This is a genomic window from Heyndrickxia camelliae, from assembly GCF_002844575.1.
In the GTDB taxonomy this organism is placed as follows: domain Bacteria; phylum Bacillota; class Bacilli; order Bacillales; family Bacillaceae_C; genus Margalitia; species Margalitia camelliae.
In genome coordinates this window covers 1-13,858 of the sequence record NZ_PIQO01000008.1, presented here as the reverse complement: position 1 = coordinate 13,858, position 13,858 = coordinate 1, and the positions used below count along the sequence as shown (strand labels likewise).

At 39.3% G+C, this 13,858-nt stretch carries 9 protein-coding genes; all 9 read left to right on the top strand.

Features of this window, described 5'->3' with window-relative positions:
- Nucleotides 1-9: 9 nt before the first annotated feature.
- The 9 genes from CWO92_RS11820 to pyrG all read left to right on the top strand — a co-directional run bounded on the left by CWO92_RS11820 (nucleotide 10) and on the right by pyrG (nucleotide 13,824).
- Complete coding sequence (locus CWO92_RS11820; RefSeq protein ID WP_101354422.1) at nucleotides 10-2,127, top strand: 4Fe-4S dicluster domain-containing protein; 2,118 nt, start codon at nucleotides 10-12, stop codon at nucleotides 2,125-2,127.
- A 217-nt stretch (nucleotides 2,128-2,344) separates the two neighbouring features.
- Complete coding sequence (locus tag CWO92_RS11815; protein ID WP_101354421.1) at nucleotides 2,345-3,526, top strand: acetyl-CoA C-acetyltransferase; 1,182 nt, start codon at nucleotides 2,345-2,347, stop codon at nucleotides 3,524-3,526.
- A gap of 15 nt (nucleotides 3,527-3,541) precedes the next feature.
- Nucleotides 3,542-4,393, top strand: a complete 852-nt coding sequence (locus CWO92_RS11810; RefSeq protein ID WP_101354420.1) for a 3-hydroxybutyryl-CoA dehydrogenase — start codon at nucleotides 3,542-3,544, stop codon at nucleotides 4,391-4,393.
- Between the two features lie 35 nt (nucleotides 4,394-4,428).
- Nucleotides 4,429-5,550 carry an acyl-CoA dehydrogenase gene (locus CWO92_RS11805; RefSeq protein ID WP_101354419.1) on the top strand — a complete coding sequence of 374 codons (1,122 nt, stop codon included), beginning with the start codon at nucleotides 4,429-4,431 and terminating at the stop codon, nucleotides 5,548-5,550.
- A gap of 12 nt (nucleotides 5,551-5,562) precedes the next feature.
- Nucleotides 5,563-6,702, top strand: coding sequence for an acyl-CoA dehydrogenase (locus CWO92_RS11800; protein ID WP_101354418.1), 1,140 nt, complete (start codon nucleotides 5,563-5,565; stop codon nucleotides 6,700-6,702).
- 325 nt (nucleotides 6,703-7,027) lie between these two features.
- A complete protein-coding gene (locus CWO92_RS11795; RefSeq protein ID WP_101354556.1) occupies nucleotides 7,028-7,609 on the top strand; it encodes a TetR/AcrR family transcriptional regulator in 582 nt (193 codons plus the stop codon).
- A 15-nt stretch (nucleotides 7,610-7,624) separates the two neighbouring features.
- Nucleotides 7,625-10,891 (top strand): fused isobutyryl-CoA mutase/GTPase IcmF, encoded by a 3,267-nt coding sequence (icmF, locus tag CWO92_RS11790; RefSeq protein WP_101354417.1) that lies wholly within the window; start codon nucleotides 7,625-7,627, stop codon nucleotides 10,889-10,891.
- A gap of 534 nt (nucleotides 10,892-11,425) precedes the next feature.
- On the top strand, nucleotides 11,426-12,004 hold the full coding sequence (gene rpoE / locus CWO92_RS11785; RefSeq protein ID WP_101354416.1) for a DNA-directed RNA polymerase subunit delta: 579 nt from the start codon (nucleotides 11,426-11,428) through the stop codon (nucleotides 12,002-12,004).
- Between the two features lie 221 nt (nucleotides 12,005-12,225).
- Complete coding sequence (pyrG, locus tag CWO92_RS11780; RefSeq protein WP_101354415.1) at nucleotides 12,226-13,824, top strand: CTP synthase; 1,599 nt, start codon at nucleotides 12,226-12,228, stop codon at nucleotides 13,822-13,824.
- The last annotated feature ends 34 nt before the right edge of the window (nucleotides 13,825-13,858 follow it).

The window sequence follows — 13,858 nt, the reverse complement described above, 5'->3', positions numbered from 1 at the left end:
TTCACAGTTATGAGTTGGTTATTGTGGGTGAATTGGATTGTGTTTCTTTTTGTAACCGTTTACGCAATATCCTTGTTTGTGTATGTGGTCAAAACGAGGATTCAATATATCAAACTAGGGAAAAAAGTAGAGTTTGATAAACGTATGAAGGAACGGTTTCGAAAGATTTGGATTAATGTATTTGGTCAAAAGAAGCTGCTAAAGGATAAAAAGAGCGGCATCATCCATGTTATGTTTTTCTATGGCTTTATTCTAGTACAATTTGGCGCCATTGATTTTATTTGGAGAGGGCTAGCTCCTGACTCTCATTTGCCGTTAGGACCTCTTTATTCAGGCTTTACGTTTTTTCAAGAGATTGTGACGTTAATGATCTTAGTGGCAACATTCTGGGCTTTTTATCGAAGGTATATTGAAAAGTTAGTACGTTTAAAACGAGGGTTTAAATCAGGACTTGTTTTATTATTTATTGGTGGATTAATGATATCTGTACTAGTAGGAAGCGGAATGGGTATCATTTGGCATGGTGAAGAATTATCGTGGACAGAACCAATCGCATCCTGTATTGCCGCTGCATTTGGATGGATTGGAGAAACGGGATCTATCGTTGTATTTTATATTGCATGGTGGATACATTTACTTTTCCTATTAGCGTTCTTAGTCTATGTTCCACAGTCAAAACATGCGCACTTAATTGCAGGACCGGCAAATGTTTTCTTAAATCGTCTAGATGGCGCTGGGAAACTAAGTCCTATTAACTTTGAAGATGAAACACAGGAATCATTTGGTGTTGGGAAAATTGAGGATTTCAAACAACATCAATTAGTAGACCTATATGCCTGCGTGGAATGTGGTCGTTGTACCAATATGTGTCCCGCAACAGGAACGGGAAAAATGCTGTCTCCGATGGATTTAATTGTGAAGCTGCGAGACCATTTAACAAACTATGGAGCAGCCGTTACTTCCAAGCAACCGTGGGTACCGACATTTGCCTTTTCTCATACAAAAGGAAATCAAATTGCTTTAGCGAGTGCTGGTCAAGGGGCAGAGGAATCGGCAGCAGCATTAAGCTACAGCCCAAGTCTTATTGGCGATATTATTACAGAAGAGGAAATTTGGGCTTGTACAACTTGCCGCAACTGTGAGGACCAATGTCCAGTAATGAATGAGCATGTGGATAAAATCATAGATCTTCGCCGTTATTTAGTTTTAACAGAAGGAAAAATGAATCCGGATGCACAAAGGGCAATGCAAAACATTGAACGCCAAGGGAATCCATGGGGATTAAATCGCAAGGAACGCGAAAACTGGCGTGAGGTAAGAGACGATGTGTACGTTCCAACTGTAAAGGAATTGAAAAAAGCTGGAGAGGAATTTGAATATTTATTTTGGGTTGGCTCTATGGGTTCTTTCGACAATCGCAGCCAAAGAATAGCGTTATCATTTGCGAAACTGATGAATGAAGCGGGTGTGAAGTTCGCTATTTTAGGTAATAAAGAGAAAAATTCAGGAGATACTGCCCGTCGTTTAGGAAATGAGTTTTTATTCCAAGAACTAGCTACACAAAATATCGATGAGTTTCAAAAAAATGATGTAAAGAAAATAGTTACGATTGACCCGCATGCCTATAATATTTTCAAAAAGGAATATCCGGACTTCGGTTTAGAAGCGGAAGTATATCACCATACAGAGCTTCTTCATCAATTATTGCAGGATGGTCGTCTTGTTCCAAAATATGAGGTGAATGAAACGATTACTTTCCATGATTCCTGTTATTTAGGACGTTACAATGAAGTCTATGATCCACCTCGTGAGATTTTAAAATCACTCCCAGGTGTAAAGCTTGTAGAAATGGAGCGTAATCGTGAGACAGGAATGTGCTGTGGAGCTGGCGGCGGTTTAATGTGGATGGAAGAAGATACAGGCCATCGTATCAATGTTGCACGTACGGAACAAGCATTAGCTGTGAATCCATCTGTTATCAGTTCTGGATGTCCATACTGTCTAACAATGCTTTCAGATGGTACGAAAGCAAAAGAAGTCGAGGATAATGTTAAGACGTATGACGTGGCAGAGCTTCTTGAAAAAGCTGTTTGTGGTGGACCGGAACAAACAAACGTTGCATCCTAAATATTTTTTTATTAAAATATTTCAATTTTTAATATTTATCATATATTATAGAATTATAAAACTTCTGAAAGGGACTTTTGATGTCCCTTTTCTATTCACTCTTTGTCGAGCGAGCGTTCAGTCGATATTGTTAAAGCTATGATTAAGAAAATGTTAGTTTTCGTATTCCATAATATGAAAGCGGTTACTAATTCGTTTTTTTGGGGAGGAGATCGAAATGGCAAGAACAGTGATTCTAAGCGGTGCAAGAACACCATTTGGCAAATTTGGCGGTGGTTTAAGTACATTAACTGCTACGCAGTTAGGCGGAATAGCTGTTAAAGAAGCTTTGCATCGCGCCAGTATCAAACCCGAAGACGTGCAAGAGGTCATTATAGGTACTGTTTTGCAAGGTGGTCAAGGACAGATTCCTTCCAGGCAAGCAGCTAGGGAGGCAGGAATACCTTGGGAAGTGAAGACGGAAACTATTAACAAAGTTTGCGCGTCCGGTATGAGAAGTGTCACACTGGCAGATCAGATTATCCGTGCTGGGGATGAGGATTTAATTGTGGCAGGCGGAATGGAATCCATGTCCAATGCTCCTTATATTCTTCCAAAGGCACGTTGGGGATTAAGAATGGGCGATGCGGTGCTCAAGGATTTAATGATTCATGATGGTTTAACATGTTGTTTCAGTGGAGTTCATATGGGGACGTATGGGAATGGTACTGCAGAAGAATTTAAGATTACGAGAGAAGAACAAGACGAGTGGGCATACAGAAGTCATCAACGTGCCATTGAAGCAATAGAAAAAGGATTATTAGCAGAAGAGATAGTTCCAGTTTCCGTTCCACAGCGAAAAGGGGAACCGCTTGTAATAAAAGAGGATGAGGCTCCGAGAAAGGATACTTCACTGGATAAACTGGCGAAATTGTCCCCAGCATTTGATAAGAACGGAACAATCACTGCAGGAAATGCTCCAGGAGTAAATGATGGGGCAGCAGCGTTAGTGTTAATGAGTGAAGAAAGAGCGCAGAAGGAAGGCAGAGAACCACTTGCTTATATCCTTGGACATACAGCTATCGCTACAGAAGCGAAAGATTTTCCGCAAACACCTGGATTAGTCATCAATGAGTTATTAAAGAAAACAGGGAAAACGGTAGAAGACATAGATTTATTTGAAATTAATGAGGCTTTTGCAGCTGTTGCCTTAGCAAGCAGCAAAATTGCCAATCTCAATCCGGAAAAAGTCAATGTCAATGGAGGGGCAGTGGCACTTGGACACCCTATAGGAGCAAGTGGAGCAAGAATTATTTTAACCCTTGCATACGAACTAAAGAGGCGTGGTGGCGGAGTTGGAATAGCAGCCATCTGTTCTGGAGGCGGTCAAGGTGACGCTATTATGATTGAGGTTCAGTAAAAGGAGGTACATTCAATGAATATTAATACAGTAATGGTTATCGGTGCCGGCCAAATGGGATCTGGGATTGCACAGGTTTGTGCACAGGCTGGTTATAGAGTGATATTGAATGATTTAAAGGATGAATTTGTAGACAGAGGTTTAGAGGTAATTTCAAAAAACCTTTCCCGTCAAGTGCAAAAGGAAAGAATGACCGAAGATGAAATGAATGGCATTCTAGCTAATTTAGTAAAATCTACGAATCTAGGAGATGCGAAAGAAGCAGATATTGTAATTGAAGCAGCGGTAGAAAATATGAGCATTAAAGCAAAAATTTTCTCCGATTTAGACCAAATTGTACCGGAGCATACTATCTTGGCGTCAAATACTTCATCCTTGCCAATAACGGAAATTGCAGCCGTAACACAACGCCCGGAAAAAGTAATTGGTATGCATTTTATGAACCCAGTGCCGGTTATGAAGCTTGTGGAAATCATCCGTGGGCTAGCGACAGCCGAGGAAGTATATAAAGCCATAGAGGATATGACAAAAACATTGAATAAAGTACCAGTGGAAGTGAATGATTTTCCGGGCTTCGTTTCTAATCGAATTCTTATGCCGATGATTAATGAAGCTATTTATACATTGTACGAAGGGGTAGCAACGAAAGAGGCAATTGACGAGGTTATGAAGCTTGGGATGAATCATCCAATGGGGCCGCTTACGCTTGCAGATTTTATCGGATTGGATACATGTCTATATATTATGGAGACCCTGCATGAAGGATTTGGAGATGATAAATATCGACCATGTCCACTTCTCAGAAAATATGTGAAAGCTGGGTGGTTAGGTAAGAAAACGGGACGGGGATTTTACATTTACAACTAATTAATAGTACAAAGCAGAATAAAGGGGTGACAGGGATGGAGCTGCACTTTACAGAAGAGCAAATCATGATGAGAAACATGGTTCGTGACTTTGCGGAAAGCGAAATTATCCCTTTTATTGAAAATATGGAAGATGGCAAATTCCCGAGGGAAATCCTCCGTAAAATGGGTGAACTTGGTTTGATGGGGATTATAGTACCTGAGGAATATGGTGGCTCGGGAATGGATTATACATCTTATATTATTGCAATACATGAGCTTTCAAAGGTTAGTGCAACAATAGGGGTTATACTTTCCGTACACACATCGGTGGGCACAAGCCCGATCCTTTATTTTGGTACGGAGGAGCAAAAGCAAAAATATGTTCCGAAGCTAGCGTCGGGGGAATACCTGGGAGCATTTTGTTTAACAGAAGCCAATGCAGGTTCAGATGCCAAAAGCCTAAGAACAAAGGCGGTCAAACAAGGGGATTATTATATATTAAATGGCTCAAAAATGTTTATTACTAATGGTGGTGAAGCGGATGTTTACATCGTCTTTGCTAAAACCAGTGAGACAGATATTACTGCATTTATTGTGGAAAAGAATACACCAGGACTAATAATCGGAAAAGATGAGCATAAAATGGGTCTTTCCGGTTCAAGGACGGTACAGCTCACCTTTGAAGATATGAGGGTTCCTACAGAAAATCGATTAGGAGATGAAGGACAAGGCTATAAAATCGCTATGGCTAACCTGGATAGCGGACGTATTGGAATAGCAACCCAAGCTCTTGGGATTGCGGAAGCAGCTTTTGAAAGGGCTGTAGAATATGCAAAGGAACGCAAGCAATTCGGTAAGCCAATTGCTGCACAACAAGGGGTTGGCTTTAAACTGGCAGATATGGCAACAAGTGTGGAGGCAGCAAAATTGCTCGTATATCGTGCGGCAAATCTTCATACAGAAGGGCTACCATGTGGAAAAGAAGCGTCTATCGCAAAATTATTTGCTTCTCGTACTGCAGTAGAAGTGACAACAGAAGCAATCCAAGTGTTCGGAGGCTATGGATATACGAAAGATTATCCGGTGGAAAGGTTTTTTCGTGATGCGAAAATCACTGAAATATATGAAGGTACAAGTGAAATTCAACGTATTGTAATTAGCAAACACTTAGTCTAGGAGGAATACAAGATGAATTTTAAGCTATCAGAAGAACATGAAATGATAAGAAAAATGGTCCGGGATTTTGCAGAAAATGAGGTAGCTCCAACGGCTGCGGAACGTGATGAGCAGGAGCGCTTTGACCGTGAAATTTTCGATAAGATGGCAGAGTTAGGGTTAACGGGAATCCCTTGGCCGGAAGAATACGGAGGAATTGGCAGTGATTATTTAGCATACTGTATTGCGGTAGAAGAACTATCGCGAGTATGTGCATCCACTGGGGTAACTCTTTCGGCTCATACATCCTTAGCGGGTTGGCCAATTTTTAAATTTGGATCCGAAGAACAGAAACAAAAATACTTACGTCCAATGGCTGAAGGTAAAAAAATCGGTGGATATGGGTTAACAGAACCAGGGTCAGGTTCAGATGCGGGCGGAATGAGAACAACCGCTCGTTTGGAAGGAGACCATTACGTATTGAACGGTTCAAAAATTTTCATTACGAATGGAGGGGTCGCAGATATTTATGTAGTATTTGCTCTAACCGATCCATCTTCCAAGCATAAAGGCACTAGCGCATTTATTATTGAATCAGATTTTTCCGGCTTTTCTGTGGGGAAAAAAGAGAAAAAGCTAGGGATTCGTTCATCCCCAACAACAGAAATTATTTTTGAAGATTGTATAGTACCAAAGGAAAACCTTCTCGGTGAAGAAGGGGATGGCTTTAAAATTGCCATGATGACCTTAGATGGCGGACGTAACGGAATTGCTGCTCAAGCTTTGGGAATCGCCCAAGGTGCATTGGACGCAGCTGTTGCTTATGCGAAGGAACGACATCAATTTGGAAAACCAATTGTAGCTAACCAAGGGGTATCTTTTAAATTAGCGGATATGGCTACTAGTATAGAGGCATCTCGTCTATTAACCTATCAAGCTGCATGGTTAGAATCGAATGGTCTGCCATATGGAAAGGAATCCGCAATGTCAAAACTATTTGCGGGTGATACAGCAATGAAAGTAACGACGGAGGCCGTTCAAATATTTGGAGGTTATGGCTATACAAAAGACTATCCAGTGGAAAGATACATGCGTGATGCGAAGATTACGCAAATCTATGAAGGTACACAAGAGATTCAAAGATTAGTTATTTCAAGAATGCTTACAAAGTAATAGGAAAAGCGTAGGCGCCTTGCTCATCAGCGTATGGATTTCGTAGTCTTCAACTGAGATAAAGGAAACCGTGCTGAGGTAGTCCACGAGCTATTGAAAATGGAACTACTCTTCACATGATATTGACTATCACTAGGAAGAAGACGGAGAAATCCACTAGCCGATAGGAGCCAGTGATATGTGAAGTGCCAAGTTTCACTTGGAGCTGAAAATAGAAATTAATGAACTACTAATGAATTTTAGCATTTCAATAAGGAGGCGATGAAGGGTAGTGAATAAAAAACGAACAGTCCATGCCTCTGTGAAAGACGAACGATTGGTTAGGATGCGCAGAAATCAAATGATTCGAGGAGCTGTTGCCCTTTTCAAACAAAAGGGCTTCCACCGAACGACAACGCGGGAAATTGCGCAGGCCGCAGGATTCAGTATTGGTACATTATACGAATATATTAGAACAAAAGAGGATGTTTTATATTTAGTTTGCGATAGCATCTATGACCAGGTAAGGGAACGCCTGCAGGGAATGGATGTTGACAAGGGGACACTGGATAGCCTGAGACTTGGAATTGCTTATTATTTTAAAATTATGGATGAAATGCAGGACGAAGTACTTGTAATGTATCAAGAAGCAAAGTCCTTATCCAAGGATGCCTTGCCATATGTGCTAAAAAAAGAATTAGAGATGGTAGGAATGTTTGAAACCATCATCAGGCGATGTGTCGATAATGGAGAGCTAGTGATGGACAACAAACACATTGATTTATTAGCCCATAATATTTTTGTGCAAGGGCAAATGTGGGGCTTCAGGAGATGGGCCCTAGGAAAAAACTACTCTATTGATGATTATATTAAGGTGCAAACGGATTTGCTTTTTACAGGGATTGAACAATATCAGAAACAACTGTGAACAGGGGGATGAAAAATGAGCACAGTTCAAATATATCGACCAAAACATGCGGTACGTTTTGTAACAGCATCCAGCCTTTTTGATGGTCATGATGCCTCTATCAATATCATGAGGAGAATTTTGCAGTCAAGCGGTGCGGAGGTTATCCATCTTGGTCATAATCGTTCAGTAGAAGAGGTCGTCAATGCGGCAATCCAGGAGGATGTACAAGGAATTGCGATCTCTTCGTACCAAGGGGGACATGTGGAATATTTTAAATACATGTATGACCTGTTGAAAGAAAGAGGTGCTTCCCATATTCGTATTTATGGGGGAGGTGGCGGAGTTATCATTCCTCGCGAAATAAAAGAGTTACATGATTATGGAATTGCGCGTATTTTCTCACCTGATGACGGAAGAGAATACGGCCTTCAAGGGATGATTAATATCATGTTGGAGGAATGTGATCACCCTACCTATACCGGATCTTTACAAGAAGAGATTGAAAAGTTGCACACAGGAAATATTAATTCCGTGGCAAAGCTTATCACGATTGCAGAAAATCATTTAGAGTTAAAGGATGAAGCAGCAGCAGCGGTTGAAAGAGCTTTTCTTGAATTAAAAAATGTTGAGTCAAAGTCTCCTGTAATTGGAATAACTGGTACAGGTGGAGCAGGAAAAAGTTCCCTGACAGACGAACTGATTCGCCGCTTTCTTAATGAAATAACGGAAAAAAGGATTGCAATACTATCTGTGGATCCGACAAAGCAAAAAACGGGTGGGGCATTACTTGGAGATAGAATTCGAATGAACGCTATTTTCAATTCACGTGTTTATATGAGAAGCTTGGCAACACGTGGATCTAGAAGTGAGCTATCTCTTGCAATAAAGGATGCTATTAATGTAGTAAAAGCTGCCGGATTTGATTTCATTATTGTAGAAACAAGTGGAATCGGGCAAGGGGACGCAGAAATTACGGAGATTTGTGATATCTCCATGTATGTCATGACAAGTGAATTCGGGGCACCTTCGCAATTGGAAAAAATCGATATGATTGATTATGCCGATCTTATTGTTATCAATAAATTTGAACGCCAAGGCTCAGAAGATGCAAGAAGCCAGGTTCGAAAACAATATCAACGGAGCCATTTACTCTTTGATCGAGACCTGAAAAATATGCCGGTTTACGGTACAATTGCAAGTCAATTTAATGATCCAGGAACGAATGCCCTTTTTGCTGCCCTTATTGAAAAAGTAAATGAAAAGATGGGCTTGAATTGGAAAGTACCGTTTTCAAAGGATGTAAAGGTTGAAAAGCAAAATGTCATTATTCCGAATAGCAGAAGATATTACTTGCGGGAGATATCTGATACTGTAAGGAATTATCATAAAAAGGCGGAAGAACAAGTTCGTTTGGCAAGAAAGTTATTCCAATTAGAAGGTGCTATTGCTGCAGCGAAAGAAACAGGATTAAATCAAGAAGTTATATCTCCACTAGAAGCAGTAAAGCAGGATATAGAGGAAAAACTTACGACAGAGTCGAAAAAAATACTAAAAGGTTGGAATCAACTAAAGGAGAAATACGCAGGTGATCAATTTATCACGAAGATACGTGATAAAGAAATTATAACCGAACTAAAGACAATCAGTCTTTCAGGTCTTAAAATTCCAAAAGTGGCTCTTCCCAAATACGAAGATTATGGTGAAATCCTAAAGTGGGTATATAAAGAAAATGTTCCTGGGTCTTTTCCGTTTACTGCAGGAGTATTTCCTTTCAAGCGTGAAGGAGAAGATCCTAAACGACAGTTTGCTGGGGAAGGAACACCGGAAAGAACGAACAAAAGGTTCCACTACTTATCCAAGGATGATTCCGCTAAGCGTCTAAGTACTGCATTTGACTCTGTTACATTATATGGAGAGGATCCTGATTATCGCCCAGACATTTATGGAAAAGTAGGGGAATCAGGGGTAAGTATTTGCACATTAGATGATATGAAAAAGCTGTACGAAGGTTTTGATTTATGCCATCCATCAACTTCCGTTTCTATGACGATCAATGGACCAGCACCAATCATTTTGGCTATGTTTATGAATACGGCTATTGATCAACAGGTGAAAAAGAAAGAAGAGGAACTTGGCCGAGTATTATCAGTAGAAGAATTTACTCAAGTAAAAGAGCAAACGCTCCAAGTGGTGCGCGGTACAGTGCAAGCAGATATTTTAAAAGAAGATCAAGGACAAAATACTTGTATTTTTTCAACTGAATTTGCCTTAAGAATGATGGGGGATATTCAACAATATTTTATTGATCATAAAGTTCGTAACTACTATTCCGTTTCCATCTCAGGCTATCATATTGCGGAAGCGGGAGCTAATCCGATTTCACAGCTTGCTTTTACATTAGCAAATGGCTTTACCTATGTAGAATACTACTTAAGCCGCGGAATGAATATTAATGATTTCGCACCAAACTTATCATTCTTTTTCTCTAACGGCCTTGATCCAGAGTACTCTGTAATTGGGAGAGTGGCCAGACGAATTTGGGCTACTGTGATGAGAGATAAATATGGGGCAAATGAGCGCAGCCAGAAATTGAAATATCATATTCAAACATCCGGACGTTCCTTACATGCTCAGGAGATTGACTTTAACGATATTCGTACCACACTCCAAGCGTTAATGGCCTTGCATGATAATTGTAACTCTCTTCACACCAATGCATATGATGAGGCAATCACGACTCCTACAGAGGAATCGGTAAGACGGGCAATGGCCATTCAAATGATTATTACAAAGGAACATGGTTTAACGAAAAATGAAAATCCGCTACAAGGTTCCTTTATTATTGAAGAATTAACAGATCTGGTCGAAGAAGCGGTCCTTCAAGAATTTGAGAAAATAAACGATCGCGGTGGAGTACTGGGTGCAATGGAAACACAATATCAACGCGGGAAAATTCAGGAAGAATCTATGTACTATGAAATGAAGAAGCATTCAGGAGAACTTCCGATTATTGGTGTTAATACGTATTTAAATCCAAACCCGCCTTCTGAAGAAGAAATGAATAATATTGAATTGGCTCGTGCTACAACCGAAGAAAAGGAAACACAAATCAGAAACCTCCATGAGTTTCAAGTACGAAATGAAGACAAAGTAGAAGAGGCACTAAAAAGATTAAAACAAGCAGCTGTGAATAATGGTAACATCTTTGCGGAATTAATGGAAACCGTTAAAGTGGCAAGTCTTGGACAGATAACGAAGGCGCTTTATGAAGTGGGCGGCCAGTATAGACGAAATATGTAAGTACAGAAACAAAATAGCTCTGATGTAAAACAGGGCTATTTTGTTTTTGAAAAAATTATGAAATTTACTAATATGGATAATTATTCTTGAAAAATGGTTCAAGGCTAGCTATTGCGCCTATCAACTAGTGGATTTCTCCGTCTCTACACTGCGATAAGTCAACATCATGTAAAAAATGAGGACGTGTGCTACCTCAGCACGGATTACTTTATCTCTGTCAAAGACTACAAGAAGGAAATTACACTTCAAATTTTACTCATTTGTATACCGATGAGCAAAGCGACTGTGTATTTGTATATTGCATATGGCTAAAAAACAGGTAAAATTAAATTTGAACTAATAGATATAAGGACAATCAATTGAGTACATAAATACTCTTTGGAGAAAAAAGAGTACTAAAGAACATGGAAAGGGTAAGTCACTAGCATAATTGTTATAAATTTGTTTATAATGGTAAATATGTATTTTGCCCTGAAGATGTTTTTTTGCCTTTTTTCACTCTAATGAGTGTAAATATAGAAAGGAAGTGCGAAGTTGAGTTTACAGCAATTATCCAAAGAAGATTTAAAAGAAATGTCTCTTATTGAGCTTGCTTATCAACTAATGGAAGAAAAAAAGCAAGCATATGCATTTTCGGATTTAGTTGATGAATTAGCAGGTCTGCTAGAATTATCAAAAGATGAAATCCGTTCAAGAATGGTTCAATTTTACACAGATATAAATATTGATGGTCGTTTTCTTAGCTTAGGTGAAAATCGCTGGGGATTAAGAATTTGGTATCCATATGATCAAATTGATGAAGAAATTGCACCAGCTGTTAAATCTAAGAAGAAAAAAGCTAAAAAGGTTTATGAAGAAGATGAAGATCTTGAATTACTGGATGACGATCTAGACTACGATGATTTAGATGATTTTGAAGATGATGATTTAATCGATGATGAGGACGAGGAAGACGAAGAGGATGACTTCGTAGATCTTGATGAAGAAGATGAGGCGTTCGAGGAAGACGATGAACTAATCAGCGAGGACGAATATGATCTTGATGTAGATGATGATGATGACATGGATGAAGAAGAAGAGGAAGAAGAACTTGAAGAGGAAGATGAAAAATAATCCGCTTGACTTCTTTCTTGTAGACAGGTAGTATGTTATTTGGGCTCCTTAGAAAAGGAACTGATAATAATATAAATTATGCTCCCCCTGCATTTTTGCGAGAGGGGGCTTTTTTTGTTTTTAGGGATGTATTCTCTTAATTTTTAGTAAAGATGTGGAAAGTTAGAGTATCAAAATCACAACCTGAGGAACAATAATTTTGACTAAAAGGGGGAAAAATTGTGACAAAATACATCTTTGTAACAGGCGGTGTGGTTTCTTCTTTGGGAAAAGGAATCACTGCAGCATCATTAGGCAGACTGCTTAAAAATCGTGGTTTATCTGTAACCATTCAAAAATTTGATCCCTATATTAACGTGGACCCTGGAACAATGAGCCCTTATCAGCATGGTGAAGTCTTTGTTACGGATGATGGTGCTGAAACAGATTTGGATTTAGGGCATTATGAACGTTTTATTGATATTAATGTAACAAAATATAGCAGTGTCACAACGGGTAAAGTATACTCTGAGGTTTTGAGAAAAGAGAGACGCGGAGAATACTTAGGCGGGACAGTGCAAGTAATTCCACATATCACTAATGAAATAAAAAGCAGGGTATTTCGTGCCGGTGAAGTAACGAATGCGGATGTCGTTATTACAGAAATCGGCGGAACTGTTGGGGATATTGAATCGTTGCCATTCCTTGAAGCAATTCGCCAAATAAAAAGTGATATTGGACGCGAAAATGTCATGTATATCCACTGTACATTAGTACCTTTTATTAAGGCAGCAGGAGAAATGAAGACTAAGCCTACTCAACATAGTGTGAAAGAATTACGCAGCTTAGGAATACAACCAAATATTATTGTAGTAAGAACAGAAATGCCAATTTCACAAGATATGAAGGATAAAATTGGTCTGTTTTGTGATATTGATCCAAAGGCGGTTATTGAGTGTCGTGATGCCGATACATTATACTCTATACCATTGGCTCTTCAAGACCAAAACTTAGATCAAATTGTTTGTGACCATTTAAAAATTCAAAGTCCAGAAGCTGATATGACGGAATGGATTCAACTTGTGGAAAGAGTTAGAAACTTGAAGAAGACAACAAGAATCGCTTTAGTAGGGAAATATGTAGAATTGCAGGATGCCTATCTTTCCGTAGTGGAAGCATTAAAACATGCTGGATATACATTTGATGCAGACGTTGACATTGATTGGATCAATGCAGAACACGTAACAGAAGACAATGTGAAGGAATTATTAAAGGATGCAAGTGGAATCCTAGTCCCTGGTGGATTTGGTGATCGTGGAGTGGAAGGGAAAATCCTTGCTATCCAGTATGCACGTGAAAATAAAGTTCCTTTCTTAGGTATTTGTCTTGGAATGCAACTGGCATCTATCGAGTATGCACGAAATGTACTTGGATTAAAAGGAGCACATTCGGCTGAAATCGATCCAACAACAAAATACCCTATTATTGATTTACTGCCAGAACAAAAGGAAATTGAGGATTTAGGCGGTACCTTAAGACTAGGATTATATCCTTGTAGATTAGCAAAAGATACGAAAGCATTTGAAGTATATGGGAAAGAAATTATATACGAAAGACATCGTCACCGCTATGAATTTAATAATCATTATCGCCAGCAAATGGAGGATGAAGGTTTTATATTCTCTGGGACAAGCCCTGACGGTCGTTTAATCGAAATTATCGAATTAAAAGACCATCCATGGTTTGTAGCATCACAATTCCATCCAGAATTTACTTCAAGACCGACAAGACCTCAGCCCTTGTTCCGTGGATTTATAGAAGCGACTCTAAATAATAATTAATACAAAAGAGGCTGGGACATAACTAGCTTCAAAT